Raw genomic sequence first — 26,657 nt, forward strand, 5'->3', positions numbered from 1 at the left:
CACATAAAAAAACAGGGCTGGGTCAGCCCTGTTGGTTACACTACTATTTTATTAAATCAATGATGAGTATTGATTGCATATTTGCCAGTCGAAATTACATCATAAGTAATTTGGGTGGCTTCATCCAAAAAGGGATCCAGATCATCCAGCACCCCGTCCGGAATATCATCCAGGCTTGTCACTTTTTCTTTACCCAGACGTTCCAGGCGCTGATTGGTGCGAGCCAAATTACGTGCGTCCTGCTCTTCCCTCTCGGCTTTTCTGACAGACTCGACCAAAGAAATACTCTTGTTCTTTTCTTCTTTCTGATAACGGGCAATATCTTCAAACAAATAGGCAAATTCCGGATCATGACTGATACGTTCATTGTGTTGCGAATTAACTTGCTCCAATGCCGATTTGGTCTCTCCAACAGTCACGTAGTTGGCACGAGGAATGCTGTCCCAGGGTAAGGCATTGTCCGCCTGACTTTCACCCCACTCTTCAGGTTTGATAGGCGAAGGGAAAGACACGTCAGGGATAACGCCCTGATGCTGGGTACTGCCACCGTTAATCCGGTAGAACTTGGCAATAGTAAACTGCACACTGCCAATCGGGTTATCGTACAGGTCATAAATTCGACCCAAACCACGATGTTGCTGCACAGTCCCTTTGCCGTAGGTGTGTTCGCCAATAATAATAGCGCGACCATAATCCTGCATGGCGGCGGCAAATATTTCGGATGCAGATGCACTATAACGGTCCACCAACACTGTCATTGGCCCGTCGTAATAGGTCACTCCGTCGGTATCACTGTTGACATTAATTCGTCCGGCACCATCACGGATCTGAACTACTGGCCCACGGTCAAAAAACAACCCGGACAGTAAAGTGGCTTCGGTTAATGAACCACCACCATTACCACGTAAATCAACAATAATAGCCTGAATATCCTGCTCTTTAAGCTTGGCTATTTCTTTAATAACATCGGTATGCAAATTATTGTAGAAAGACGGAATTTCTATTACGCCAATACTCTGGCCTTTATGTGGCCCACTGTCGGGAGTAATCACTTTGGATTTCGCCGCTCTGTCTTCCAGCTTGATCTTGTCTCGGGTCAAACTGACCACGGATGGTGTATTTGAATCAGAAATACCTTTCAGGATTTGCAGCCGGACAACTGTTCCCTTAGGCCCTTTAATCAATTCGACGACCTCGTCCAGACGCCATCCAACCACATCAACAAATTCTTCATCGTCTTGGGCGACACCAATAATTTTATCTTCCGGCTTAATTTGTTTGGACAATTCAGCCGGTCCACCTGGCACAATACTGCGGATCACTGTGTAATCGTCTTCACTCATCAACACAGCACCAATTCCTTCAAAAGACAGGTTCATTTCCATCTGGAAACGTTCTGCATTACGAGGAGACAGATAACTGGTATGCGCCTCGATGCTGCGAGCAAAGGCATTCATTACTGTTTGAAACACATCTTCACTTTGCGTCTGCTTAAGACGTTTAATGGCTCGCTCATAACGTTTGGTCAGCAGCTCGACAATTTGCGGCCACTCCTTACCGTTCAGCTTTAGGTTCAACGCGTCATATTTAACTCGTTGACGCCATAACTCGTCCAGCTCTGCCTGATTAGTGGGCCACGCCGCGTCTTCACGATCAAAAGTGAAACTGTCACCTTTTTTCTCGAAGTCAAAGGGTTTGTCCAGCAATGACAATGCAAACTCAAAACGCTCTACCCGTCGTTCCATATTCAAATTGAAAATATCGTAGGCGACATCCAGATGACCACGTTCCAATGCCTCGTCAAAAGAATCACGATACTTCTGTAATGTCTTGATGTCAGACGCCAGAAAAACATTTCGATTGGTATCCAAGGAGCGAATATAGCGATCAAATATTTTTTCAGACAACTGATCGTTTAGCGCAACTTCTTTATAGTGAGCCCGGGTAAACAAGGCTGAAACACGCTTTGCTGCTGTAGCATGTTGGCTTTCCTGCGTGAGAACAGGTAAATTTTCAACACTGTCGGCTTGATTGACTGCGACTGCGGACATACTCATGCTAACGATGGCGGTGGCCACTGATACACGGAGAAAATTCTTCATATAACTACCTCTGAGACATTCAGTAATCAAGCCGCCCTGTGGTTTCGGAACTCACTCGTTACTTACTTCTTTGTTTCGCTTGCCAAGCGTAGATTATCAGCCTGAACTTTTACGGTCATGCCTGTGGTTAACTGCACATGTACCCCGTCCTTACCTACCTCAGTAATAGTAGCAGGCATTGGCGCTTTACCAATTTTGACTGTTACCCGGGTACCAACAATTAATTCATTATCGGTCAGTTTAACTGGCACAACTTTTTTGTTAGGTTCACCCGCTGCAACTTTAGTTCCTTTCGGTTTTGAATTTAGCGGTTTTGTTGCTTTATTTTTGTAACTCTTCTTGTCAGACGGCTTTTTCTTCTGCTGTTCTTTGCGCCTTTCAGCCACTTTTTGCTTACTTTCAGTCAATTGTTGCAAAGCATGTTCGGCATGCTCTTTATCAATAGCGGCATCCTGCTCTCCGTTTAAATCGACCCGATGGGCACCTTCTTTAATCGAATGCAAATAACGCCAGCTATTGGTGTAATGACGTAATGTGGATCTGAGCAGTGTTTTACTTACTCTGGGTTCATCGGCTAATTTGGCGCACAAATCCTGAAAAATTCCGACTTTGAGCGGCTTGGCTTCGCCTTCTATCGAAAAACAGGCAGGAAAGGTTTCAGCTAAAAAAGCGATCACTTCTTTGCTGGAAGAAAATTTCTCGGGATTATCCATTCAACTTCACTAATTATCGTCATCTAGACTGTTGGAGTCGCCATCATCCCAAGTTGCCAGTAATTGGTCAACCCAGTCATACAAATCCTCGGCATCAATATCGATTAAATGCTGATCTTTCGACCAATATTCCCATACATGCTGAATAATTTGCTCCAGTTTGCCGATTTCAATGTCTTCATCGGCAGCGTTGTACAGGTAATGCAGCATATCATTAAAACGTTCTGCAACATCTTCAGCATCATCTTCCCACTGCTGCATGTCCTCTGCTGTGGCTAGCACAACATGAATATCAATCATTTCTTTCATGCCAGACTTGCCTGCAAAATATTGATGACTTGTTGCAATCCTTGCACATCTTCATCGTCAAAACGGCTAAACATCGGACTGTCGATGTCCAGCACGCCAACCAGTTGCTGCTGATGATAAAAAGGTAACACGACTTCTGAATTAGATGCGGCATCACAGGCGATATGACCGCTAAATTCATGTACGTTATCGACAAGTTGCACCTCTCCTGTTTTTGCGGCCGTACCACAGACGCCTTTACCTAGCGGGATACGGATACAGGCTGGCTTGCCCTGAAATGGACCTAATACCAATTCTTCGCCTTTAACTAAATAGAATCCGCACCAGTTAATATCGGTGAGGTTCATCCACAGTATTGCGCTCAAATTGGCTAAATTAGCAATTAAATCAGTTTCGCCTGCCAACAAACCCTCAGTTTGCAGGCAGACATCGCGATAGATAGATTCTTTATTCAGACTCATAAACTCTTCTGTTAACGTTTAAGGGGGTTATTGGCTAGGCGCTTGAGCCTGGATGGAAAATACCACTTCGACATCTGCGGTTACCTGTATTTGCCCAGGCTGATACCCTGAGCTTTCAGCCATAGCGTTCATTTTCATCATTGGATGAGGGGCTCCATAGCTGGCATTTTCGTTGATGGATAACACATTACCCAGTTTGATATCAGCGGCTTTAGTCAAAACCTGGGCCCGTTCTGCAGCATCCTGTACCGCCAGTGATAAGGCTTCATCGTACATATCCCGTTCATTCGAGGCGATATACTGGAAACCTTCAATGCGATTAGCGCCTATTTTCAATATTCCATCGATGATTTTGTCATATTGATCAAGTTGTCGAAGGTTAATTCTAATCTGGCGTGACAATACAAAACCACTTTGTTTCATCACATCCTGGTCTCTTTCAAACCAGGGACTAAGCTGTACCCGCAACGACTGGATATCTTTATTTTCCACACCATGTTTATTCAGTAAATTAACAATCAGCTGGCTATTCTGTTCCAGGCTAGCATTGAGTTTACTGGTTACCGCGCCCTTCTCTTCCAGTAACACGGTAAATTGCAATTGGTCGGGTTTAACCGCAACTGCACCTTTTCCGCTCACCCTTATCTGGTTGTCTTGTGCGTATAGAGGACTGGTAAATAAACCGGCAAGTAATAATAAGTAACTTAATTTCATTGGATTCTCCTTTTAAATCAGGCCACAAATTAAGTCCCGGTGTATGAACAATGACTGAATATTATCTTAACTTAACCGATGCTGATGTGAATTAGTCGAGATTCTGTTGCTCAAAGAACACGGCTTTATTGGCAATAAAACTGACTTTGATATGTTTGCTATTCTTGTCACCCCAGAGACAACCGTTGGTGCCAAATTTTTCCTCACAGTTATCCGGATTACCCAATACCTGTATCACAGCTTTATAGTCCATCCCGACTTCTAGTTTATCGTAGTTCTGGATGGTTAATTTTGAACAACCCGCCAACATCAATAAACTAAGTAACAGTATTTTTTTCAACATATCTTTCCCCTGATAAAAGCGCGAGAGCGCCTTTTTATACCATAAAATGAATCCGCAAGGCACTCAGATAGAGTGATTAATCATTCGATTGGTTCCTTTATAGTTGGGTAAACCTTAGTATACAGGTGTCGGAATTCACCTTCACTAAGCTGACCATTCCAGTCCCAGTGCAATTGGTAATACTCAGGTGTTTGACAAGCCAATTCAAGGGCCCGGTTAAATTCAGCGATAAGAGCCAATCCCGTTTGCGTTTTACTACACATGATATATCCCAGCCCCATTTCTGGAGCCTCTTTAATCGGGTAACTGACTAACTCGATATTCTCGAACAGTGTTTTATCGTATCGGTTCACCACAGATGGATATTCAACTATTGCCTGCAAGCGATTTCTAAGCAACATTTTCAACAGGCCAATAAACATATCCGAAGACGTCCTAGACCAAAGTTTAGTTTGAATGGCTTTGTCGGTCAGCACACTGTCCAGTTTATTTCCGTAGGATCGTCCTCCAACAACCCCTAACACTTTTAAACTGTCGTGTTGCAAGATCTGTTCAACACTGACCTGCTGATTGCCCGGATAAAGCCGGGTTAACTGGCGGTCCAGTTCAGAATCCTTAATCACAAAAAGCCGTAATCCAGCCGACAATGATTGAGGTAAATCACTAAAATAATACTGTTCCATGCGGCTGCTAGTTTTAAGTTTATTGCCGGTACAAGCATTAGGCTCGGATGCCAAAATGCTGTAAGCTCGCCGATTATTCACCAACACTTCGGTAAAGTTCATCTTGGGCATAAATTGTCTAATGAGTTGAATGCTGCTTTCATTGATATGGATGGACTTTTGTTGTTTGGCATCCACACCTGACAAGGATTTAAGCCACAATACTTGCTCAGCCAGCGCGTTTGGACTGATCATTAACAGTCCAAAAATGGTGACGAAATTGAATACCAACTTAGCGACCTTACCCATAGTGAGCCTTGATGCGTAGACCAGAATATTATTTATTACTGTTTCAAATGTAACGCCAATTTGACAAAGCGGCTAATCAAAATTGGATAAAACTGGCTCAGTGCCGTTGTGAATAGCTGCGATTTAAATCTCAGCTTGAGGAGCAACGCATACGACAGATACCCGTGCAACATGCTGTTATACGGATTGGTATTATATTGACCGCGAACATTTGACGAGATAACAATGAACAATAAAGCTTATATTCCAGAAGAATTTATCTCTTCTGTTGCGGCCATTCTGCCACGAACACTCGATATCAACGACTTTATCCGGCATTGCCAGACGCCTTTACGTAAAAGTATCCGGATTAACACTCTAAAAATATCAGTCAACGACTTTATCCACAAGATGACCGCAGAAGGCTGGCTATTTGACCCTATTCCCTGGTGTCAGGAGGGATTTTGGCTCGAACGTCCAGATATTCAGGAGCAAACGCTACCGCTCGGTAATACCGCTGAACATTTGGCCGGTCTGTTTTATATACAGGAAGCCAGTTCGATGCTGCCTCCGGTGGCTCTGATAGGCGATAATCCACAGCCGGGTAAAATACTCGATATGGCTGCTGCACCCGGTTCAAAAAGTACTCAACTGGCAGGCCTGATGAGTAACCGGGGACTATTGATCGCCAATGAATTTTCTTCCAGTCGGATCAAAGTTCTGTCGGCTAATTTACAACGCTGCGGGGTTGTCAACTGCGCGATGACCCATTTTGATGGCAGTATATTCGGTAACTGGACCCCGGAAACCTTCGATTGCATACTGCTCGATGCACCCTGCAGCGGCGAAGGCACGATACGCAAAGATCCCGATGCAATGAAAAATTGGTCGGTTGAATCGATTCAGGCTATCGCCAGTACTCAGAAAAAACTGATTGAAAGTGCCTTTATTGCGTTAAAACCAGGGGGCACGCTGGTCTACTCTACCTGCACCATGAACCTGCAGGAAAATCAGCATATTTGTCTACATTTGCAACAACGATTTGCTGAGGCCGTCGAGTTTATTAGTCTGGCCAATCTTTTTGACGGCGCTGAACAAGCGGTGACCGAACAGGGCTTTTTGCACATTTGGCCTCAGTTATTCGACAGTGAAGGTTTTTTCGTTGCCAAAATAGCTAAAAAATCCTCTGTTGACTATTGCTATCAGGGTAAAGCACTTAACAACTTTCCTTTCAGCAAAGTGACTCGTAAACAACGGGACGAGCTTGAACGCTATGTTCAGCAACAGTTTGGCTGGTCGTTACCCGATGATTTACTGCTATATCAGCGAGATAATCAATACTGGCTATTTCCGGCACCTGTCGAGGATCTTATTGGAAAATTGCGCTTGCAACGTATCGGTTTAAAGCTGGCGGAACAACACAAACATGGTTTCAAGTTTACCCATGAAGGCGCGTTAGCCTACGGACAACAGTTCAGCAAAAATCTGTTTGAATTAACCCCCTCGCAATTCGGCGAGTATTATCACGGCCGTGATATTCGCTGGCCACTGAATCAAAATAGTGGTGAGGCACTGGTGTGTTATCAGGGTTACCCAGTTGGACTGGTCAAAGCATTGAAGGGTAAATTAAAGAATAACCTGCCCCGTGATCTGGTCAAAGACGGGCAGTTAGTAAGCTGGGAATAAACTGGTATAAACATGTGGATAAGCCTTGAATTACCTGTGTTTATCCGCTTTAAGCGCTCTGTTCAATTAATCTAACTCACTGTATCTACTAAAATAAATATCATGTTTACAAATTTCGTTTGAATTTGTTTATTTTTTAACCTTGCTTGTCTACAATTAACTTCCTAATTTTGAATTTGCTTCTCCCATTGAAGAGTTTGAATTAGCGCACGGCTCATCCAATGAGCCATTCCCCTGGACCCAGGACTTAGCAGTCTCTGGGTCTTTTTTTGACTACTTTCCCAACAAGAGGCTGCAACCCTTGCAGGTATCGTCTGGCATTATCAACATAATGGCTAGCTGAGGCTTCAAGATGCAAGGCCTGCTGTTCTGACACCGGTTTTATCACTTTTCCGGGTGAGCCTACCACCAATGAATAATCCGGGATCTGCATCCCTTCCGGGATCAGCGTATTGGCACCAATAACACAATAACGGCCTATTTTTGCCTTGTTCAAGATCACAGCATTAATCCCGATTAAACTGTAATCACCAATATTACAACCATGTAGCATAACCTTGTGGCCCACGGTAACGCCGTTGCCGACGATTAATGGAATGCCTTCGTCGGTATGCAGCACCGAACCATCCTGAATGTTACTGCGCTGTCCGATACAAATAACCTCGTTGTCTCCGCGGATCACCGCGTTAAACCAGACACTGGCATGTCGCTGCAACTTGACCGAACCAATAATATGCGCCCCGGGTGCGACAAATACATCCTGTTCAATCTCTGGCGCCCGGCTTTCAAGTTGATAAAACATCTTTAAATTAACCTTTAAGTGGATTTTTCTGAGGTCACTTTACGCATTAAACCTTCCTGCATCGCCGATGCAATCAGATTACCTTGCATATCAAAAAACTGACCTTTGACCAGACCTCGCGCGTTACCGCCAAAAGGACTATCCATGCAGTACAGTATCCACTGGTTAAAATCAAACTCGCGATGAAACCACATAGCATGATCTATGGTCGCCATACGAATATCTTTATCCATTATCGACAAGCCATGTGGCTGCAACGCGGTAACCAGAAAATAATAATCCGAGGCATAGGCTAGCATACGCTGGTGTTCAGCCAAATCATTACCCAATTCTTCAGTGGCGCGCATCCAGACATAGCGAACCGGCTTGGTAGTTTTAGGCGCCTTGGGATTAACCGACTGCACTGAACGCATATCGATAGGTTCGTGATAGCTGAGCTTCTCCTGCATACTTTCCGGCATATTGGCAAACAGCTTTTTGTAGCAGTCTATTTCTGATTGCAGCTCTTGTGGCGGCGGTACATCCGGCATGTCGGCAAACTGGTGTTCCAGTCCTTTTTCCGGAAACTGAAAGGACGCTGTCATATAGAAAATGGTGCGCCCGTTTTGAATCGCCTTTACCCGCCGGGTACAGAAACTGCGACCATCGCGAATACTTTCCACATCGTAAATGACTTCCTTGCTGGCATCACCCGGCAGCAAAAAATAACAATGGAACGAATGAGCCTGCTGGCCTGGTTCAACCGTTTGTTGTGCTGCCGCCAACGCCTGGCCCAGCACTTGTCCACCAAATAACGCCCGAAATCCCAGATCCCAGCTTTGTCCACGGTACAGCCCGACTTCCAGTTTTTCCAAACTGAGCAGGGCATTCAGTTTTACTTCTTTCATTCTATATTCCCCTGTACGGATTACGTGGATAGTATTTTTCCGTTAGATGATCGATATGTTCAAAATAACGGGTATCTTTATAAGGTAATTTCATAAATCCTGACAACCCCAAACCGTCAATTTGTGGAATTAAATCAATGAGTTTGGATAAGAGTTCGGCAAACAGTGGCTTTTTGTCGTGGTCCAGCAACACATAATAACTGTGGATTTTCAGGTGGGTAGGCAAGGCTTCAAAAATAATACAGCCGGTATGGTGAATACCATTCAGTTCGGTGATCACCTGCATCATTGATTCAGGCAATTTCAGCAACTCGTCCGGATCATCACCATCTTCAAAGTAGGAATGCATCCGACTGCGATTTTCAGACAACAAGCTGTCTGGGGCCGGTAACTGGCTCATCTCGAAAGGAATACGAATATCCTTGCCAGCAATAAAAGGCTGATTCTCATGCTCACGCTCAATATGCAGAGTATCACGGGCATTAAACATACAGCTTTTGAATACTCCCTGGCGATGTATCGCTCTGGCCAGAATAACCACATTATTTACCGACATTTCAAACGAAGCTTTCATCGCCGGGTCGTGCAAGTTAAGGCTGGAGTCGATATACACGCCTTCGGCCTGCCAGCGCACCGCCAACCCACCAACTACCGGAAACTTGCCCAAGCGTCCGACGGCGGCAATAAAGGCTTTCTCGGTTTCCCCCATACCCTGCATATAATTCTTATAGTAGCGGTCAAACTGCGCATCATTGAGATAGTTCATCTCGTGATGATAATTTTCGACCCGCAAAAACGATTTACGCGAGCTATACACCACGGTTTCAATTTCGCGGCGGTTATGTGATAACCAACAGGGGATCATCGGTTGATAAGGCACATTATCCTCAGGTGCAAAGGCCAGTTGCTTGATAAAGCGCATATTGGCCAGAAAATAGTCTCCGCCTTTACGCCGGACTTGCGGATCATCATCCATCATCGCGGTCAGCGTATTAGCCAGTTCTTTGGGTAAATTAAGCGAATTGGGCGTGATGACCTTGCGACCAAAACGACAAGACTGACCAGAAGCCAGTGCATAAAGCGTGCTGGCGAGCCCTTGTTCATCAAACCGGACTGTTGATAATTGCCCTGACAACTGTTCATCGCCAATAAAATACACGTCGCCCAGCCGCGCATTAGTTTGCTGTAAATCGCCGGACATCAAATCCATAACATTATTGCCGACAAACTGGCCATTGCTGTCCAGTTGAGCGAATACCGATGATCCCCAGTCGATCAGCGATACCTTTTCAGTTTCGGGATCAAACATCAGATTGGATGGTTTAACATCGCCATGTACCAGCGGTTTGATTTGGCCTTGTTGCTCAAATTGTCTGAGCGCTAACAGCACATCGGCCATTTGCGCAGCAATTTTGACAATCAAACGTGCCGACAACGGCCCCTGTTGCAAGGAATATTGTTCCAGATCCAGCCCCGGCGCCCTTTCCATGACCAGAATAGCCTGTTTTTTAACCCGCTGGAATTCCACCAATTGGGGCACATTAGGATGATCGACCAGGCTAAGCATAAAGGCTTCTTCTTCCAGCCTGTCCTGTACATGTTGCGGTAAATTGATCCTGGAAAACTTGAACACCAGCAGTTGCCCGTCCGGCGCAGTGCCGCCAAATACAAAACCGAAGGCGCCTTTACCAATTAATTCGATATTGGCATAGCCCAACCGCTCCAGTTGTTGATGGCATAGCGCGAACCAGTCTTTGAGCTTTTGCGCGTCCTGGTGAGATAGCAGATAAAACGACTGTTCATCGGGAATATAAAAATGCTTGAGACTGGTAACCTTATGGCTCATAGGCACACTATTTTGCTTCAATCAACCAGTGGCTACGAAAACCGCCTTGACCGGGCTCTTCCATGGCTTCAGCTAACAAGGGTAAGCAAGCTTCAATTTTACCGTCCAGTTGCCAGGGCAAATTGATAAAAGCCATGCCTGAGCCATGCATACCCAATTCCTGTTGTTGCTGTTTAACCCAGACTTCTGCTACGTACAAATTAATGGGTTGAGTGGCATGCAGCGCTTCAATCATTGGCTGGCTCTTGTCCCGTTGAGATGCCAGTAACGGATACCACAAGGCAATAATACCGGTTGGCCAGCGCTGTTGTATTTTGCTGATCACCTGCACCACTTTTTGATAGTCCTCGGCCAATTCGTATGGCGGGTCAATCAGAATTAAACCTCGGGCCGGATCCGGTGGCGTTAACGCCACTAGCCCTTCATAACCATCGCGGTGATGACAGGCGACTCTTTTATCTCTATACAAATAACGTTGCAAATTAGCAAACTCGTTATTATGCCATTCCATGAGACACAGGCGATCCTGGGCTCGCAGAAGATGGGCGGCAATAGCCGGAGAGCCGGGATACTGGTTGTCGACACGAAACTCGTTAACCAATTGCAAATATGCCAACAATTCGGGATTATCCGCCGCCTTATCAACTAACCTGTCCACCCCGGCACGAAATTCCTTATTCTTGCTGGCCATGTCCGAATCCAGTTGATACAACCCTGCCCCGCTATGGCTATCCATATAGACAAAAGGTTTCTGTTTTTCTTTAAGCTTGTTGATAATCATCATCTGGCACAAATGCTTGAAAACATCAGCATAATTGCCGGCATGGTAGGCGTGACGGTAGCTAAACACGGCGTTCTCTTTATAAAAAAGATAAGTTTACTTTAGCTAAATGCAAAAACCCACCTTTGCAGGCGGGTTTCTATCTCACTGTCTTATCAGGTTATTTATCCCGAGCTCAGATTACTTAAGCACGGTAAACATACTCAGTGGATTTTCCAGGTAGGATTTCCACAAATTACTGAATCGGACCATAGTCGCGCCATCAATAATACGATGATCCCCGGACCAGCTGATATGCATGATATTGGCAGCCACTACTTGTTCTTTTTCGTCGAAACGCGGCAGTTTCTGGATTTTACCCAAAGCCACAATCGCCGCCTCCGGTTTATTGATCACCGGCGTTGCCACCGTGCCACCAATCACACCGACATTGGATATACTCACCGTACCGCCTTTTAGATCGGCGCTACTCAAGCGGCCGGCACGAGCCTGCTCTATCAACCGGTTCACTTCACGGGCTACATCCAGTAACGACAAGTTCTGCACCGACTTGATATTGGGTACCAATAAGCCAATTTTAGAATCCACCGCCATACCGATATTATGATCATCAAAATAGGTCAATTCAGTACAATCATCGTTAACCTGCGCGTTGATAATCGGGAATTCAGCCAATGCCAGTGAAAGTGCCTTAATAATAAACGGCATAAAGCTCAATTTAATATCCTGTTGCTCAAACTGCGCTTTTAGCTGAGAGCGAGCCGCGATCAGGTTGCCCATATCAATTTCGTCACTGACGGTAAAATGCGGAATGGTTGATACCGAATCCATCATTTGTTTCGCCATTGCAGCCTTAACACCACGGATCGCCTCGGTGCGGGTTCCACCAGTTACCATTGCAGTATCACTCGACGACGATTTGCCGTGCACGGTTTTATCGCCTTCAACAAAAGCGGTGATATCCTCTTTCATCACCCGACCTTTCTTGCCACTGCCCGGCACCTCGTGGATATTGATATCCTGCTCTCTGGCCAGTCGTCTTACCGCCGGACTCGCCAGAGCCTTGCCTGCGCTTTTAGTTTTTGTTGCTGTCTTCTGTGGCACTTGGGAGGCTTCGCTTGCAGCCTGAGTTCCAGATGTCGTGCCTGCTGATCCCGGCTTTGAATCACTTTCCTGTATCGCAACAGTTTGCGCAAAAAGCGGAGTATGCACCTGGGCTATATCACCTTTGGCATAATAGAGCTTTACCACCACTCCATCGTGTTTAGCCGGAATTTGTACCAGTGCTTTATCAGTCATCACTTCTGCGACAGGTTGATCTTCACTGACCATATCCCCCTCACTCACCAACCATTCCACCAGTTCACATTCAACAATACCTTCACCGATGTCAGGTAAGATAAAGTCTTCCTGTCGGGTTGCCTGCTCTGAATTATGCAAAGAAGACGGTTGCGAAGCAGCTTCTGGCGTTGCGCTTGTGTCTTGCTCGCTATTATCATCGGTTTGCATCGCAAACAATGGTTGATGCACTTTGGCAATATCGCCTTTTTGATAATATAACTTGGCGACTTTACCGGCATACATGGCCGGAATTTGCACCAGTGCTTTATCGGTCATCACTTCTGCCACCGGTTGATCTTCCTGTATCTCGTCACCTTCGGCGACCAGCCATTCCATCAACTCGCATTCCACAATGCCTTCGCCAATGTCGGGTAATATAAAATCTTTCATCGACGTCTCCTAAAAGTTAACGCTGCGCATAATGCCTTCATACACCTTAAGGTGATCCGGCATATATTCTTTCTCATGGGCCAGAGGATAAGGCGTATCCAGACCACAAATGCGCTCGATAGGCGATTCCAGATGCAGGAAACAGCGCTTCTGGATAGTGGCGGCAATTTCACTGGCAAAACCGCCGGTTAATGGTGCTTCGTGGCTTATCAGCAAACGTCCGGTTTTGACTACCGATTCGCTAACGGTATCTGCATCCCAGGGCAAAATGCTGCGCAAGTCGATGATCTCGCTGGAGACTCCTTGCTTGTCCGCCATTTCGGCGGCTTTTTCCATGACTTCCATTTGGGCACCCCAGGCCAGCAATGTAATATCGGAGCCTTGTTTAACTACTTCGGCTTTACCTAATGGCAGTTCATAGTCCTCTTCGGGGACTTCGCCAACCGAAGCACGGTAAATGCGTTTGGGTTCCAGAAACAGCACTGGATTGTCATCACGAATGGATGATAATAGTAGCCCCTTGGCCTGATAAGGGTTACGCGGAACCACTATTTTAAGACCAGGAACGTGGGCAAAAAAGGCTTCTGGTGATTGCGAGTGATATAGTCCGCCAGCAATACCACCACCATAAGGAGTGCGGATTGTCAGACTACCACAGCTGAATTGACCACCGGAACGATAGCGAAACTTAGCCGTCTCATTAACGATTTGGTCAAAGGCCGGAAAAATATAATCACCGAACTGGATTTCTGCCACCGGTACCGAGCCTTGTGAGGCTAGTCCATTAGCAAAACCTATAATCCCCTGTTCAGTTAACGGGGTATTAAAGCAGCGTGGCTTGCCAAACTGTTCCTGCAAATTACTGGTAGCGCGGAAAACCCCGCCAAAATGCCCGACATCTTCACCAAAAACGATGACTTTTTCATTTTCTTGCATGGCGGTGATCAGGGCGTTATTAATGGCCTGGAGTAAATTCATTTTAGCCATGATTAAGTCTCCCTGAGGTTTTCGGATAGGCGTCGGGATACTTGCCAATATGCTGTTTTAATTCGGCCAGTTGTTCTTTTAAATGCCAGGGAGGTGTGTCATAAACATCACCGATAATCTCATCTACTACACAAATTGGCACTTGTTCGACCCGTTTTAATTCTTGCAGTACTTCCTGACGCATTGCTTCCAGCTCTTTGGCATTTTGTTCTTCATCCAACCAACCCTGAAGTTTTAACCAACCAGCCAAACGTTTAACCGGATCTTTTTCGGCCCAACGTGCCTCTTCTTCTTTGGAACGATAACTGCTGGGATCATCAGAAGTCGAGTGCGCGGCCAGTCGGTAGGTCATAGCTTCGATTAGCACCGGGCAGTTATTCTCCAATGCAATTTTACGTGCCTGCTGAGTCGCGGCAAACACCGCCAATGTATCGTTACCGTCGACCCGGATGGTTTTGATCCCGTAGCCCAAACCTCGGGAGGCAATACCGTCGCCAGCAAACTGCTCGCTGGCCGGAGTGGAAATTGCGTAGCCATTGTTACGACAGAAGAAAATGACCGGACAATTTAACACTGCCGCCATATTCAGACCGGCGTGAAAGTCACCTTCTGACGCTGCCCCCTCACCAAAATAGCAGATGGTCACCGCCGGCTCCCCTGCCATTTTCTGGCCATAGGCATAACCTGCAGCCTGCGGGATCTGGGTTCCCAAAGGCGATGAAATGGTCATAAAGTTCAGTTCTTTGGCACCGTAATGGATCGGCATTTGTCGACCTTTATTCGGCTCCTGCTCGTTACTGAACATCTGGTTCATAAACTGTTGGGTAGTATAGCCGCGAAACGCCAACGCTCCCTGTTCACGGTATTGGGACATAATCATATCCTGCGGTTCCAGCGCTGCAGCACTGCCCACAGTAGAAGCTTCTTCACCGGTGCAGGCCAGATAAAAACTGATCCGCCCCTGGCGCTGAGCTGCCACCATACGCTCGTCCAGCACCCGGATAAACTGCATGGTGTGATACATTTTGAGTGCCAGTGTCTCGGAGATTTCCGGCACCTGGGCGTCGTCAAACACACTTCCGTCGGGTTGCATTAACTGCAACATGGGAATATCTACAATGCCATTTTCGATCACTTCTACCTGATGAACACTATTCATATCAGATAGATGGTTTCTGTTTTGCATTTGCATAAAAGACCTTTGTTTTAGTACTTTGCCTTATCGTTATTTATATAGTGTAGGGCACAAAGCAATGAGATGTAGTAAGGCTAAATGGTATTCCGAACGTGGCGGGAAGGTTTTGCTTTTTGAGACAGGGTAATTCCAGTTATAACGGATAATTGCCACTTTTCCCAAGCGACTTTAGGATGTACATCCTAAATTATTCAAGGATATAAAAACCTAGTCATATTTGTGAGATACAAGTTAACAGAACGTCGTTGATGAGCAGCTGATTTTAAAACCTAAGCGGAGTGACAATAGCGGATAATACTGATTGATCGCAGGCAATCGATGCACACCGATCACCTGCCGTTTATCTAGGTTTCAGGTTAAAATTACTGCATACCTTTGCCGGTTGCGGCCCAGTAAATACCACCATAAAGATGTTTAAGCAGCAACGCATCTTCCCAGCCTTCACGCATATGGCCCAAGTTGGTATAAAAAGAACGTCCACCATCGTAATTTTGGTACCAGCTAATCGGATGGAAATCGCCCATGCCATCACCTTTTACTCGTCCCCAATCGGCTTTGGGCTCATAGGTGCTTTCATCTACACTCAAAATATAATGCAAGTTTTTACTCAATTCTGGACCAAACTGGTACCATTCATCAGTCCATAAAAAGCTATCCGGCAAAGTATCAGTACCGGGAAATTTACGATCCAGCACTTGTAATCGGGCAGTTTGGTTGGTGGGATGGATTACAAACATCCGCCCTACCAGCTTGGTGTACCAATCCCAGTCATATTCAGTATCTGAGGCACTGTGAATACCGACAAAACCTTTGCCTGACTTATAAAACTTTTCGAAGGCCGCTTGTTGCTCATCATTAAGAATATTGCCAGTGGTATTTAAAAAGATCACAGCATCAAACTCAGCGAGTTTTTTATCATTAAAATGACTCGCGTCTTCCTGCCACTCCAGCTCAAAAAAGTGTCGCTTGGCCATTTTTTCCAGTGCGGTAACCCCGGCATTAATGGATTGATGATGCCAGCCATCAGTTTTACTGAAGACCATCACCTTGAATTGACTTGCCTGAATACTGAAAGTCAGTAGCAAAGTACTGATTAATAGCGTTATTTGACGTTTCATATATTTTCCTAGTTATCCGTTTAGCTAATAAGCATGCGCTGTCAAAGCGCCATATTCTGTGAAGAAATCCGCGCTTAATATAACAATGTGCGCTAATCGAACAATAATAAAATCGTTAAAGCTGCCAAGCATAGCTGAATTTCGCAAACAGGGTCCGGTCAGTTTTGGTTAAATGAGGAACTAATCGGTTATCTTGCATGCCGCTATCGGAATATCCCAGATAAACTAATGTCTGTGGATTAATTTCGTAAGAGTAAAGCAATTGAGTGGTCAAGTAGGCTTCATTTGAGGAATAGAATTCTGGTGATTCATATAAATCCAGGTTTCGATTGATGCGGGTATATTGCAAAATCAAACTTAAACGACTGCGCATATTAAACTGATAGGTCAGCTTGGTCTGGGTTAAATTAGCCTGTATCACCTTACCTTGCTCATCTTCTAAACTATTATAGATATGAAACGTATCCAAATTAAAATGCTGATCCATTTGCCATAATACATAGCCTTCCAAATTTAGACTATCCGCTAACCTGGCATTTTCGACATCAACTTCACTTCCCACTTGCACGTACGCGGCTAATAACAAATCGCCAACCGGGGTGAATTCATTCCAGAGCCCAAGCTGATTTTCAACAAAATACTGTCCCTGATATAGACGTTTACGGTGCAAAAGGTTGTACTCACCATAAAACTGCATTTTTCCTTCAAAACTGCCGTTAAGCTCCCATTCTTCTTCTAGCAGATTACCATCCAAATCTCGGGTTTTGTCCCAGTTTCCACCTATAGCGGCAATACTTAACCATTCATCAGGCTCAAAATAAAAGGTGCGGCTGCTGCCTATTTCAGCCCTTTCATAATTGGACTGGGAAATGAAACCCAAATCGGCACGAAAACCGCGATCGACCCGCTTAACATTGGCATACAAATCAATATCACGAGTTTCATGATGTAATCCGACAAAATAAGCGTTGCCCGACTGCTGCGCCGCCAGACCAAAATTTTGCTGAACTTGCAGCGGATTACGCGATTCGCTACGCACAAGTTGATAATTCATGCTGTTGTTGTCATCAAACCAGGCTGTGCCATCCACCGAGACTAATTCATTACTGTAATCGTCACCACGACGACTGGTCACCAGCGCTCCCACATTACTACGACTGCCCACATCCATTTTGTAGCGAGCCATGGCAACTTTACTTTTCATGTCCAAAATAGCGATATCATTACTCTGACTGCCCGGAATAAGGAAACTGGTATTATTGTCATCGGCCCAAAGCAGGCCATAACTGTGCTGCTGATATTTACCGGTTATCTTTCCGCCAAAATCCGGATCAGCAATATTGCGGGTATGCACCAGATTAAATTTATCCGTGGTGAAATAATCGGCACCATCCAAGAAAAAAGGGCGTTTTTCGTCATAGAACAGGGAAAAAGTATTATTTACATCCAGCTGGGCTGAATCGGTTTCTACCTGAGAAAAATCAGGATTAATTGTCGCATTGATAACCGCATTTTTAGTCACCCCCCAGCGCACATCCAATCCAACATCTTTGTGGACATCACCTTGTTGCCAGCCGGTTTGCTCAACCACATCACGTACATCTGTACGACCTAATGTGAGTGTTGGCGTTAACTGTAAATTATTGCCTGGCTCAATATTGGCAAATCCCGAGTAACCATTGAACTGACACAAGGTACAACTTAAATTACGATCTATTGCCACGTCGGCAATTTGCGTCCAGTCATCACGAGGATAATTGCGATATAATCCAATATTCCAGCGGGTTGCTTCAGTGACATGTGCAAACCTAAGAGCTCTGAACGGGATACTGAATTCAACAATATAACCTTTTTGATTAATTTTACCGGCACTGTCCCAAATAGCGTCCCAGGAGTCATCCTCCTGCATGCCGTCTTTATCAACGATGGTTTTATCCGCCTGAGCACCAATGGCGTTAGCGAAAAAACCAAAGCCGTTACGTTTGTCATTAAAGGTATCCAGTATGATGCCAACATTGTCATCTAAATTGATATCGTCACGAGCACGTAAACTGGCGCGGATGTTGTCGGGGTTGGGATCAAAGGCTTCAAAAGCGACGTATAAATTTATTCCGTCCTCATACAAATAAACCGTCGTTTTGACCGGTGCAGGAACGCCTTCGCCTGGATCATTTTCATACTCCAGACTAATTTGGGTGGCGCTTTGCCAGACAGCCTCAGACAACTCACCATCGATGGTGGCGGCACGGTTATCACGGTGCAGATTATTTAAGTGAGAGGAATTTTCCTGAGCGATTAAGGGAAACGAAGATAAACAAATCCAGCTACAAACTACAATACAACACAACTTTGACGTCATATTAATCCATTAATTATTATTATTATTCCGTATAATGTAACGCTGCAGAAAAATTTCTGCAGCATTTTATATCAAAAACTTTTTAGTTATGACTAAATTAAAGCGTTACGCCCAGGCGAGCAGCAACTTCTTCATAGGCTTCAACCACACCACCCAGCCCTTGACGGAAACGGTCTTTATCCATTTTCTGGTTGGTTTGCTTATCCCACAAACGGCAACCATCAGGACTAAATTCATCACCCAGGACAATATTTCCGGCACTATCGACACCAAACTCCAATTTAAAATCAACCAGCAGCAAACCAGCCTGATCAAATAACGCCTTTAATACATCATTGACCTGAAAGCTCAGTTCTTTCATGCGTGCAATCTGTTCTTGCGTTGCCCAACCAAATGCCTGGATATGGTATTCATTGACCATCGGATCATGTAATGCATCATTTTTAAGGAAGAATTCAAAAGTCGGTGATTCAAATACCAGACCTTCTTCAACACCTAAGCGACGAACCAGTGAACCGGCGGCACGGTTGCGTACTACACACTCGACAGGGATCATATCCAGCTTTTTAACCAGTGCTTCGTCATCGGCCAATAGCTCTTCCAACTGAGTTGCGATACCCGCCTGTTCCAGTTTAGACATAATGAAATGATTGAATTTATTATTGATTATGCCTTTACGATCCAACTGCTCAATGATTTCGCCATCAAATGCTGATGTATCGTTGCGAAATTGTAAAATCAACAAATCGGGATTATCAGTGGTAAATACCGTTTTAGCTTTACCACGATACAATTCAGTGCGCTTTTCCATCAGTTAATGTCTCACCAATTTATTTACTAAAGATCCAGATTTTTCTCTGCCATTACCGCAGAAAATGCTTCATATATATCACTCATCGCCTGAGCTTCAAAAGGTTCGTTATCCTCGTTCATAAAACTGATCGAGGTCTTGTCACCTTCTATTTCTTCCAGTTGTACCCGATAGTCGGTTTCGTCCAGAGACAGCTCATTATCGTCGCCACCCCAGAGTTTGTCCCACCAACTTAAATCCGAGCCAATATATTCAACAAACAGCAAACCACTGGATTGATCCAGATCCTTAACATTGAAGCCCAGTTTACGGAATACCAATAACAGGCGTGGCCAGGTAACAGTATAAGTGCCATCCACAATAAAGGCCGGATCGCCTTTGGCATTAAAACCAAGTTCGGTCGTCAGTCCTTCACGAATTTCACGAATTCTGCGCACATCATCCCGTCTTAACTGATCCTGGTAGTGACTGATAACTTTATTCAGGATATCTACTTCATTGGCTCGAACATCAGCCTGTGCCATATCAACAGTCTGCTTACCTTGCAGACTTTCTTTATAGTCAGTCAACTTGGCGGTTAACGCTGCACTGCGTCCGTGGCTTTTCTTTTCCAGCCTGAACTCAAAACGCTTACCCACTTCTCTTTCAGTACTGGTCCAGTCGTACCAGGCTGAATCTTCCATTTCGTTATAGGTTAACCAGTCAGTTATCAGCAATTGTTCTTCTTTATTGAAATAGGTAACCCCGATATCTCGTTCTTCCAGAAAACTGATTAAACTGTCCCAGATGGCAGTATCCAATTCCTTGTCATCTCTGACTTGATCAAACCAGACAATGGCTTTTTTTGAGCCTTCTTCAATATGTGATCCGGTGACTAATGGCATGACAACTGTCGGTGACACCACTTCGATTTTTTTGCCAATCGGCGTATGGGTTTTATTGTCAACCGATGGAATAGCATAGTCGTTAGAATATTCGGGAGTTTGTGCATCCGGGGGTAACTTTATTTCCCCTTGTTGTTGGCTATCGAGATAGCCAAATCCACCGTTAGCTATACGTCTTTCTTCTACCGAACTGCATGCAGCCAGACAGGCTACAATCGAAATTAATACGGTGTTACGGGTCATGCATTTTCCTCTATTTTTATTATCCCGGCATCGAGCATGACCTGTTCGATGATTTTTTTATTAGCAAGTTCCGCTGTGACCAAAGGTAATCTGACAATATCAGACTGGATCAGTCCCATACGATATAGTGCCCACTTGGGCATAACCGGATTCGGCTCGATAAACAGCCGGGTATGCAGTGCTGCCAATTTGTCGTTAATTTGTTGCGCTTGTTCAATATGCCCTGCGCGCAATAACGCCACCATTTTAGCCATCAGTTCAGGAGCAATATTGGCCGTCACCGAGATAGTTCCATGGCCTCCCTGACGGATAAACTCAAAAGAAGTGTCATCATCGCCACTGAGAAAAATAAAGTCGTCCGCAATCCGCTCTCGCATCTGCGCCAAACGCTGCATATCACCTGTCGCATCTTTAATACCAACAATTTTCTCATGCTTGGCCAATACCGCAACCGTATCAGGTAACATATCGGTAACCGTTCGGCCCGGCACGTTGTACAACAATACCGGTAAATCGGTGCAATCTGCTATCGTTTCAAAATGGGCAATCAGTCCACGTTGCTGGGGCTTATTGTAGTAAGGTACCACGCTTAAAAAACCGTCAATGCCGAGAGGAGCCATTTCCTGGCTTAACTCAATGGCTTCAGCTGTAGAGTTGGCGCCACTGCCAGCAATCACAGGAGTACGTCCGGCGGCATAATCCACCGTCGCCTTTATCACCTTGATATGTTCATCAACAGGCAAAGTGGCAGACTCACCGGTGGTACCAACCGAAACGATACCGTCAGTACCTGCATTTATATGGAATTCGACAAGTGACTTTAGCGCAGGATAATCAACTTGTTGATCATCAGTCATGGGTGTAACAAGCGCGACAATACTACCTTTAAACATGAGTGCTCCGAGCAAAATGAGCGGCCAATCTTAATGGTCAACCCCAATAAAAACAAGCGATGGAGCAATAAAAAGCAAAATAAAAAAATCTGTGCTAGAGTCTTGGGTTTTCAATGTGAGGGTAATCAGGTGCAGCAACAGCTTATTGTCACTATTATCGGCAGTGATCAGGTAGGAATTTTAAGCGCATTGTCTAATGCGGTAAGCCAGTCAGGTTGTAATATCCTGGATAGCCGTCAGGCCATTTATGGTCAGGACTTGTCACTCACAATGATCATTGAAGGCGAATCAAACGCTATTACCAAAGCCGAATTGCAGCTCCCTGTTGTTTGCCAACAGTACGATTTGTTGTCCATAATGAAACGCACCAGCCAACACCATAAGCAAGATTTAGCGGTACTGGCAGATGTGGAATTTGCCGGATTAGATGCGATTGGGATTATTCACAAAATCACTACTTTCTTTGGTTCGCACAACATTTCTATCAGCGCCTTCAGGCAAAATATCTTTATTGAAAAAAGCAGCCAGGCAAAAATGCTCAAAGGTAAAATGGTGGTTAGCTTACCCCAGGATACTGACGTACAAAGTATTACCATTGCATTCGAGCACTATCTGGATGAGCTGGACTTGCTTGGCACTATCAGCCCCCATTAGTGGCATTGCCACTATTATCTTCAATCTATACGAGGACTATCATGCAACGATTGAAAGCCGGTGATCGCTCACCTGAATTCAGTTTACCTGATCAAAACAATGACCCCTGCTCCATCAAACAGTTTTCCGGACGTAAGGTATTAGTGTACTTCTATCCTAAAGCCATGACGCCGGGGTGTACAGTGCAAGCTCAGGGCTTACGTGATAGCCAAGCCGAACTGGATAAACATAATGTGATTGTGCTTGGCATCAGCCCCGATCCGGTCAAGCGGTTACCCAAGTTTATTGAACGGGATAACCTGAATTTCACCTTGTTGTCCGACGAAGATCATGCCGTTGCCGATCAGTTTGGTGTCTGGGGACCGAAGAAATTTATGGGACGGGAATTTGATGGTATTCATCGCATCAGTTTTCTGGTTGATGAAAATGGTGTGATTGAACATGTGTTTGACAAGTTCAAAACCAAAGATCATCATCAAGTCGTATTGGACTATCTAAATCAGTAACTTTAATAGTAGCAATATTGAAAGGACAGGACTTGGCTGTCCTTTTTGCCACTCAAATTGACATGGATTTTATCTGCTGGTTCTTGAGTTGGCTTTGTTCGGACCAGGCATTACCTACCGCCTTGACCAGCGTGGCCAATGGAATGGCAAAAAACACCCCCCAAAATCCCCACAGTCCGCCAAAAAACAGCACTGCAATAATGATGTAGACCGGATGCAAACTGACGGCTTCAGAAAATAACAGTGGCACCAACAAGTTACCATCCAGGGTTTGAATAATGCCGTAGGCAATCATCAGATACCAGAAGTCCGGCGTCAGTCCCCATTGAAACAACGCCACCACCGCTACTGGGATGGTGACCACTGCCGCACCAATATAGGGAATTAATACCGACAGTCCGACTAACACTCCCAGCAAGACAGCATAACGTAAATCCATTACCGCAAAAGTTACCGTTGAAGCGGTCCCCACAATAATAATTTCGATCACCTTACCACGGATATAGTTGATGATTTGGGTATTCATTTCGCTACCGACCTGTTTGATTAAACGCCGTTCACGAGGTAAAAGTTTACTGACGTTATCCAGCAATTCACGCTTGTCTTTAAGCATAAAGAAAATCATCAACGGCACCAGGATAAGGTAAATAAGAATAGCGGCAATATTCACCAGCGAGCTGAACGATGCGGTAATCAGCTCCTGTCCGAGTGCGACAATTTTATCGTTGGCCGACTGCCACATCTGGTGCAATTGCGTACCATCGACAATACCGGGATAGCGCTCGGGCAACATCATCACCCATTGTTGCGTTTGCGCCCATATTTGCGGCATTTCTTTAAGCAGATTAGTGCCCTGTTTAAAAATAACCGGTGCCAACACCAGCATAATCAACGTAAACAGACCAATAAATACCAACATGACTACACTTGTACCCAAAGTACGGGATATACCTAAACGGCTAAGTTTTTCAACCGGCCAATCCAGTAAATAGGCTAGCACTACAGCCACTATTGCCGGTGCCAGCATATTGCCCCACACAATAAGCGCTAATACGCTCAACAGGATCATCACCAATAATGTGGCGGCATCCGGATCGGAGAACTTGCGCTTATACCAATCACTAAAAACTTTAAACATCAGATTTTCCGTTACCTTTAATGGTGAATGACGACGAACAATTGCACAGTATTATTGTCCTCATTTTGCATGACAATCCGGTGCTCAGATACAACAATAAAACGCAGTATATCCTGACTGTCAATTGTTCTGGATATTGTCAGTTCAACTTGTTGTCCCGGTACACAGCCTGCAAGCCAACGTTTGACTTGCAGTAACGCCAGCGGACATTTTAAATGACTTACATCAAGATGTGGCATAGATCACAACATTATTTTTCAGTTATATTGCTCGGACGCGATCAAGCAGAGAAATGCAGTATAAACAATACCACAAATTATATAAGCTGAACTTTAGATAAGAAATATCGGTTGGATCTGAATTATATAAACAATTCAATTTGAGTCTGTTGATCCACTGTTCAGATTATCTAGGTACTGGTTATTTAACCCAAGCATAGGGTAAGCTGTAGGTGACAATAACTGGAACCAACTGGCTGCTATAGACTCCAACTCAGCCAGTAGCGAAATAGATGTAAAGTTGCGAGAATGATACGAAGCCTAATTATTATCCTGTTTTTCAGTGCTGCCGCCAGCGCCGCCCAGTCATTAAATTTGGGCGTAAAAAAGACTGACCTGCCAGAAATTGGAGTGGTCGCGTCCAATGCCATGAGTATTGAACGCGAATTGGCAGTGGGCGATATTTATATGCGCCAACTGCGGGCTCAGGCACCGATGGTCAACGATCCGTTGTTGGAAGAATATATTCAGGATTTGGGCAACAAACTGGTCGCCCAGGCCGACAATGTCAAATTTCCTTTTACCTTTTTTCTGCTCAACAGTCCGGAAATCAACGCCTTTGCTTTTTTTGGCGGCCATATCGGTGTGCATACCGGACTGATATTAAACGCAGATAACGAAAGTGAGCTGGCCTCGGTACTGGCACACGAGATTACCCACGTTACCCAGCGCCATATGGCGCGCAGAATAGAGTCAAACCAGAATTCCTCACCGGTTCAGATTGCATCGTTATTAGGCGGAATTTTATTAGCCGTTGCCAATCCAGAGGCAGGTATGGCGGCAATCAGTGCCAGTTCGGCCGCAGCACAACAATTATCTATCAACTACACCCGAGCCAATGAACAGGAGGCCGATCGCCTGGGGATGCAGATGTTGTCTGAAGCCGGATTCGATACACGTGGCGCGGCCAGCTTTTTTGGCAAGTTGGCGGAAAAATACCGGTTTAAATCCAAACCACCGGCTTTTTTGCTGACTCACCCCTTGCCAGAGTCCAGGATCGCCGATGCCCGCTCCAGAGCCAATTTGTTTCCGTTGCGTAATCCGCCTCCGAGCTTAACTTTTGCCTTGGCCAAAGCCAGGATTATTGCCCGTTATACTGATAGAAATGGCAACAGCGAGCATTACTTTAACAAGTTGCTGGAACAGGACAGTCGTATCGCCCAGAATGCCGGACATTACGGCCACGCGTTATTGCAAATCAGTGAAGAAAACTACCAGCAAGCCGCTGAAACCATAGCGCCGTTATTGGAAAATGATCCTGACAACCTGTTTTATCTTGATACCCAAACCGACATATTGCTCGCCAAAAATCAGGCTGAACAGGCGGTTGCCTTGCTTGAACCCCATCTGCAAAAAATGCCCCGTAACCGGGTACTCTCGTTAAATATGGCCAATGCATTGTTCCAGTTAAAAAAATTCGAACGAGGCACGCAAATATTAAAAGACTATTTGTTGGTTAATCCGGATCATACGTTAAGTTATCAGATGCTAATTGATGCCTATGCGGAAAACAAACAACGGATGGAAATGCATCAAACCCGCGCCGAGTTTTATGCGTTATTGTCGGTCTATCCCAAAGCCATAGACGAGTTGCAGAGTGCCTACAACTATACTCATGACAATACACTGGAAAAACAAAGGATCAGAGCCAGAATTGACCAACTACGCGATGCGGATCGAAAGCTGAAAAAACTTTAACTTAGAGGCTGTTTATTCTTTGCTAAACAGCCTCAATCGACAACGAGTCAGTGAGGATACTTCACTTTTAATTGCTCAATATGTTGGGTTAATAATTCTGCCGTCTGTTCACCCAGTAATTTTTTAACTACCTTGCCTTGGGGCGACAAAATAAACGTTGCGGGTAACTGTGCCGGTTTGACAAAAGGCAAGTTATCCGGATTAACCTGATAAGCCAGTTCAAATTCCATCGCATACTTGTCCGCAATTTGTTGTAATTCCGTTTGGCCAAGGTTATCCCAACTAATTGCAATTAAACGCACATCCGAGTCGGCGGTCTGCTGGTTAAACTGGTTTAGCTGCGGAATTTCTTTTAAACAAGGTGCACACCATTCAGCAAAATAATTGATCACTAGCCATTGCCCCTGGCCGTCGCTCCACTGGCCTTTTTCTCCGGACAATGTGGTGAAATCACTGCGGTTATAATTAGCCACCCAAACGCCGGCCAGTAAGGCACTAAGTGCAACGACAATAATACACAGCTTTTTTAACAAAACCCTATCCCCTCATGTTATGGTCAGGCAAAATA

The 26,657-nt window shown here is 45.0% G+C and carries 26 protein-coding genes; 4 read left to right on the forward strand and 22 right to left on the reverse strand.

Annotated elements, in window-relative coordinates; translation table 11 throughout:
- Nucleotides 1-56 precede the first annotated feature (56 nt).
- The 7 genes from prc to V1467_RS10070 form a co-directional block, all read right to left on the reverse strand.
- Entirely contained in the window at nucleotides 57-2,102 is a 2,046-nt protein-coding gene (gene prc / locus V1467_RS10040) for a carboxy terminal-processing peptidase (RefSeq protein WP_416304848.1), read from the reverse strand.
- Nucleotides 2,103-2,164: 62 nt separating this feature from the next.
- Nucleotides 2,165-2,815 (reverse strand): RNA chaperone ProQ, encoded by a 651-nt coding sequence (proQ, locus tag V1467_RS10045; RefSeq protein WP_416304849.1) that lies wholly within the window; start codon nucleotides 2,813-2,815, stop codon nucleotides 2,165-2,167.
- 9 nt (nucleotides 2,816-2,824) lie between these two features.
- Nucleotides 2,825-3,124, reverse strand: coding sequence for a hypothetical protein (locus V1467_RS10050; protein ID WP_416304850.1), 300 nt, complete (start codon nucleotides 3,122-3,124; stop codon nucleotides 2,825-2,827).
- The gene (locus tag V1467_RS10055) at nucleotides 3,121-3,585 is read right to left on the reverse strand and encodes a GAF domain-containing protein (RefSeq protein WP_416304851.1); all 465 of its coding nucleotides are present in this window, start codon (nucleotides 3,583-3,585) and stop codon (nucleotides 3,121-3,123) included. The genes V1467_RS10050 and V1467_RS10055 overlap by 4 nt, the downstream gene beginning before the upstream one ends.
- 27 nt (nucleotides 3,586-3,612) lie before the next feature.
- Nucleotides 3,613-4,299 (reverse strand): SIMPL domain-containing protein, encoded by a 687-nt coding sequence (locus tag V1467_RS10060; RefSeq protein WP_416304852.1) that lies wholly within the window; start codon nucleotides 4,297-4,299, stop codon nucleotides 3,613-3,615.
- 91 nt (nucleotides 4,300-4,390) lie between these two features.
- Nucleotides 4,391-4,642, reverse strand: a complete 252-nt coding sequence (locus V1467_RS10065; RefSeq protein ID WP_416304853.1) for a DUF3862 domain-containing protein — start codon at nucleotides 4,640-4,642, stop codon at nucleotides 4,391-4,393.
- A gap of 80 nt (nucleotides 4,643-4,722) precedes the next feature.
- The gene (locus V1467_RS10070) at nucleotides 4,723-5,613 is read right to left on the reverse strand and encodes a hypothetical protein (RefSeq protein WP_416304854.1); all 891 of its coding nucleotides are present in this window, start codon (nucleotides 5,611-5,613) and stop codon (nucleotides 4,723-4,725) included.
- Between the two features lie 225 nt (nucleotides 5,614-5,838).
- On the opposite strand from V1467_RS10070, the gene rsmF reads away from it, so the two are divergent.
- A complete protein-coding gene (rsmF, locus tag V1467_RS10075; RefSeq protein WP_416304855.1) occupies nucleotides 5,839-7,278 on the forward strand; it encodes a 16S rRNA (cytosine(1407)-C(5))-methyltransferase RsmF in 1,440 nt (479 codons plus the stop codon).
- Nucleotides 7,279-7,525: 247 nt separating this feature from the next.
- Here rsmF and V1467_RS10080 read toward each other — a convergent pair whose 3' ends face one another.
- From V1467_RS10080 to dapA, 12 genes are all read right to left on the reverse strand, one after another.
- Complete coding sequence (locus V1467_RS10080; protein ID WP_416304856.1) at nucleotides 7,526-8,080, reverse strand: gamma carbonic anhydrase family protein; 555 nt, start codon at nucleotides 8,078-8,080, stop codon at nucleotides 7,526-7,528.
- A 14-nt stretch (nucleotides 8,081-8,094) separates the two neighbouring features.
- Nucleotides 8,095-8,967 (reverse strand): acyl-CoA thioesterase domain-containing protein, encoded by an 873-nt coding sequence (locus tag V1467_RS10085; RefSeq protein WP_416304857.1) that lies wholly within the window; start codon nucleotides 8,965-8,967, stop codon nucleotides 8,095-8,097.
- 1 nt (nucleotide 8,968) lies between these two features.
- Nucleotides 8,969-10,813: a protein kinase domain-containing protein gene (locus tag V1467_RS10090; protein WP_416304858.1), complete on the reverse strand. Its 1,845-nt coding sequence runs from the start codon at nucleotides 10,811-10,813 to the stop codon at nucleotides 8,969-8,971.
- Nucleotides 10,814-10,820: 7 nt separating this feature from the next.
- Entirely contained in the window at nucleotides 10,821-11,663 is an 843-nt protein-coding gene (locus V1467_RS10095; RefSeq protein WP_416304859.1) for a 23S rRNA (adenine(2030)-N(6))-methyltransferase RlmJ, read from the reverse strand.
- Nucleotides 11,664-11,774: 111 nt separating this feature from the next.
- A complete protein-coding gene (locus V1467_RS10100; RefSeq protein ID WP_416304860.1) occupies nucleotides 11,775-13,325 on the reverse strand; it encodes a dihydrolipoyllysine-residue acetyltransferase in 1,551 nt (516 codons plus the stop codon).
- A 9-nt stretch (nucleotides 13,326-13,334) separates the two neighbouring features.
- Nucleotides 13,335-14,312, reverse strand: coding sequence for an alpha-ketoacid dehydrogenase subunit beta (locus tag V1467_RS10105; protein WP_416304861.1), 978 nt, complete (start codon nucleotides 14,310-14,312; stop codon nucleotides 13,335-13,337).
- The gene (locus V1467_RS10110) at nucleotides 14,305-15,498 is read right to left on the reverse strand and encodes a thiamine pyrophosphate-dependent dehydrogenase E1 component subunit alpha (protein ID WP_416304862.1); all 1,194 of its coding nucleotides are present in this window, start codon (nucleotides 15,496-15,498) and stop codon (nucleotides 14,305-14,307) included. The genes V1467_RS10105 and V1467_RS10110 overlap by 8 nt, the downstream gene beginning before the upstream one ends.
- A gap of 371 nt (nucleotides 15,499-15,869) precedes the next feature.
- Nucleotides 15,870-16,625, reverse strand: a complete 756-nt coding sequence (locus V1467_RS10115) for a ThuA domain-containing protein (protein ID WP_416304863.1) — start codon at nucleotides 16,623-16,625, stop codon at nucleotides 15,870-15,872.
- 115 nt (nucleotides 16,626-16,740) lie between these two features.
- Nucleotides 16,741-18,984 carry a DUF5916 domain-containing protein gene (locus V1467_RS10120; protein ID WP_416304864.1) on the reverse strand — a complete coding sequence of 748 codons (2,244 nt, stop codon included), beginning with the start codon at nucleotides 18,982-18,984 and terminating at the stop codon, nucleotides 16,741-16,743.
- A 97-nt stretch (nucleotides 18,985-19,081) separates the two neighbouring features.
- Nucleotides 19,082-19,795, reverse strand: coding sequence for a phosphoribosylaminoimidazolesuccinocarboxamide synthase (gene purC / locus V1467_RS10125; RefSeq protein ID WP_416304865.1), 714 nt, complete (start codon nucleotides 19,793-19,795; stop codon nucleotides 19,082-19,084).
- 26 nt (nucleotides 19,796-19,821) lie between these two features.
- Nucleotides 19,822-20,922 (reverse strand): outer membrane protein assembly factor BamC, encoded by a 1,101-nt coding sequence (gene bamC / locus V1467_RS10130; RefSeq protein WP_416304866.1) that lies wholly within the window; start codon nucleotides 20,920-20,922, stop codon nucleotides 19,822-19,824.
- Entirely contained in the window at nucleotides 20,919-21,815 is an 897-nt protein-coding gene (gene dapA, locus V1467_RS10135; RefSeq protein ID WP_416304867.1) for a 4-hydroxy-tetrahydrodipicolinate synthase, read from the reverse strand. The genes bamC and dapA overlap by 4 nt, the downstream gene beginning before the upstream one ends.
- 129 nt (nucleotides 21,816-21,944) lie before the next feature.
- Between dapA and V1467_RS10140 the strand changes: the two genes are divergently transcribed.
- Nucleotides 21,945-22,469, forward strand: coding sequence for a glycine cleavage system protein R (locus tag V1467_RS10140; RefSeq protein ID WP_416304868.1), 525 nt, complete (start codon nucleotides 21,945-21,947; stop codon nucleotides 22,467-22,469).
- Nucleotides 22,470-22,510: 41 nt separating this feature from the next.
- Complete coding sequence (bcp, locus tag V1467_RS10145) at nucleotides 22,511-22,975, forward strand: thioredoxin-dependent thiol peroxidase (protein WP_416304869.1); 465 nt, start codon at nucleotides 22,511-22,513, stop codon at nucleotides 22,973-22,975.
- Between the two features lie 52 nt (nucleotides 22,976-23,027).
- Here the strand turns inward: bcp and V1467_RS10150 are convergent, their stop codons facing one another.
- Nucleotides 23,028-24,113: an AI-2E family transporter gene (locus V1467_RS10150; RefSeq protein ID WP_416304870.1), complete on the reverse strand. Its 1,086-nt coding sequence runs from the start codon at nucleotides 24,111-24,113 to the stop codon at nucleotides 23,028-23,030.
- A 17-nt stretch (nucleotides 24,114-24,130) separates the two neighbouring features.
- Nucleotides 24,131-24,352, reverse strand: a complete 222-nt coding sequence (locus V1467_RS10155; RefSeq protein ID WP_416304871.1) for a sulfurtransferase TusA family protein — start codon at nucleotides 24,350-24,352, stop codon at nucleotides 24,131-24,133.
- A 288-nt stretch (nucleotides 24,353-24,640) separates the two neighbouring features.
- Here V1467_RS10155 and V1467_RS10160 point away from each other — a divergent pair, with 288 nt between their 5' ends.
- Nucleotides 24,641-26,089, forward strand: coding sequence for a M48 family metalloprotease (locus V1467_RS10160; protein WP_416304872.1), 1,449 nt, complete (start codon nucleotides 24,641-24,643; stop codon nucleotides 26,087-26,089).
- A gap of 47 nt (nucleotides 26,090-26,136) precedes the next feature.
- Here V1467_RS10160 and V1467_RS10165 read toward each other — a convergent pair whose 3' ends face one another.
- Nucleotides 26,137-26,622, reverse strand: a complete 486-nt coding sequence (locus tag V1467_RS10165) for a TlpA family protein disulfide reductase (RefSeq protein WP_416304873.1) — start codon at nucleotides 26,620-26,622, stop codon at nucleotides 26,137-26,139.
- Nucleotides 26,623-26,657 lie beyond the last annotated feature (35 nt).

It is taken from the genome of Neptunicella plasticusilytica (assembly GCF_047922965.1).
In the GTDB taxonomy this organism is placed as follows: domain Bacteria; phylum Pseudomonadota; class Gammaproteobacteria; order Enterobacterales; family Alteromonadaceae; genus Neptunicella; species Neptunicella plasticusilytica.

Excerpts from the sequence above, each read along its gene's own strand:
- prc (WP_416304848.1), bottom strand. The coding sequence starts at position 2,102 with ATGAAGAATTTTCTCCGTGTATCAGTGGCCACCGCCATCGTTAGCATG.
- proQ (WP_416304849.1), bottom strand. The coding sequence starts at position 2,815 with ATGGATAATCCCGAGAAATTTTCTTCCAGCAAAGAAGTGATCGCTTTT.
- V1467_RS10050 (WP_416304850.1), bottom strand. The coding sequence starts at position 3,124 with ATGAAAGAAATGATTGATATTCATGTTGTGCTAGCCACAGCAGAGGAC.
- V1467_RS10055 (WP_416304851.1), bottom strand. The coding sequence starts at position 3,585 with ATGAGTCTGAATAAAGAATCTATCTATCGCGATGTCTGCCTGCAAACT.
- V1467_RS10060 (WP_416304852.1), bottom strand. The coding sequence starts at position 4,299 with ATGAAATTAAGTTACTTATTATTACTTGCCGGTTTATTTACCAGTCCT.
- V1467_RS10065 (WP_416304853.1), bottom strand. The coding sequence starts at position 4,642 with ATGTTGAAAAAAATACTGTTACTTAGTTTATTGATGTTGGCGGGTTGT.
- V1467_RS10070 (WP_416304854.1), bottom strand. The coding sequence starts at position 5,613 with ATGGGTAAGGTCGCTAAGTTGGTATTCAATTTCGTCACCATTTTTGGA.
- rsmF (WP_416304855.1), top strand. The coding sequence starts at position 5,839 with ATGAACAATAAAGCTTATATTCCAGAAGAATTTATCTCTTCTGTTGCG.
- V1467_RS10080 (WP_416304856.1), bottom strand. The coding sequence starts at position 8,080 with ATGTTTTATCAACTTGAAAGCCGGGCGCCAGAGATTGAACAGGATGTA.
- V1467_RS10085 (WP_416304857.1), bottom strand. The coding sequence starts at position 8,967 with ATGAAAGAAGTAAAACTGAATGCCCTGCTCAGTTTGGAAAAACTGGAA.
- V1467_RS10090 (WP_416304858.1), bottom strand. The coding sequence starts at position 10,813 with ATGAGCCATAAGGTTACCAGTCTCAAGCATTTTTATATTCCCGATGAA.
- V1467_RS10100 (WP_416304860.1), bottom strand. The coding sequence starts at position 13,325 with ATGAAAGATTTTATATTACCCGACATTGGCGAAGGCATTGTGGAATGC.
- V1467_RS10105 (WP_416304861.1), bottom strand. The coding sequence starts at position 14,312 with ATGGCTAAAATGAATTTACTCCAGGCCATTAATAACGCCCTGATCACC.
- V1467_RS10110 (WP_416304862.1), bottom strand. The coding sequence starts at position 15,498 with ATGCAAAACAGAAACCATCTATCTGATATGAATAGTGTTCATCAGGTA.
- V1467_RS10115 (WP_416304863.1), bottom strand. The coding sequence starts at position 16,625 with ATGAAACGTCAAATAACGCTATTAATCAGTACTTTGCTACTGACTTTC.
- V1467_RS10120 (WP_416304864.1), bottom strand. The coding sequence starts at position 18,984 with ATGACGTCAAAGTTGTGTTGTATTGTAGTTTGTAGCTGGATTTGTTTA.
- purC (WP_416304865.1), bottom strand. The coding sequence starts at position 19,795 with ATGGAAAAGCGCACTGAATTGTATCGTGGTAAAGCTAAAACGGTATTT.
- bamC (WP_416304866.1), bottom strand. The coding sequence starts at position 20,922 with ATGACCCGTAACACCGTATTAATTTCGATTGTAGCCTGTCTGGCTGCA.
- dapA (WP_416304867.1), bottom strand. The coding sequence starts at position 21,815 with ATGTTTAAAGGTAGTATTGTCGCGCTTGTTACACCCATGACTGATGAT.
- bcp (WP_416304869.1), top strand. The coding sequence starts at position 22,511 with ATGCAACGATTGAAAGCCGGTGATCGCTCACCTGAATTCAGTTTACCT.
- V1467_RS10150 (WP_416304870.1), bottom strand. The coding sequence starts at position 24,113 with ATGTTTAAAGTTTTTAGTGATTGGTATAAGCGCAAGTTCTCCGATCCG.
- V1467_RS10155 (WP_416304871.1), bottom strand. The coding sequence starts at position 24,352 with ATGCCACATCTTGATGTAAGTCATTTAAAATGTCCGCTGGCGTTACTG.
- V1467_RS10160 (WP_416304872.1), top strand. The coding sequence starts at position 24,641 with ATGATACGAAGCCTAATTATTATCCTGTTTTTCAGTGCTGCCGCCAGC.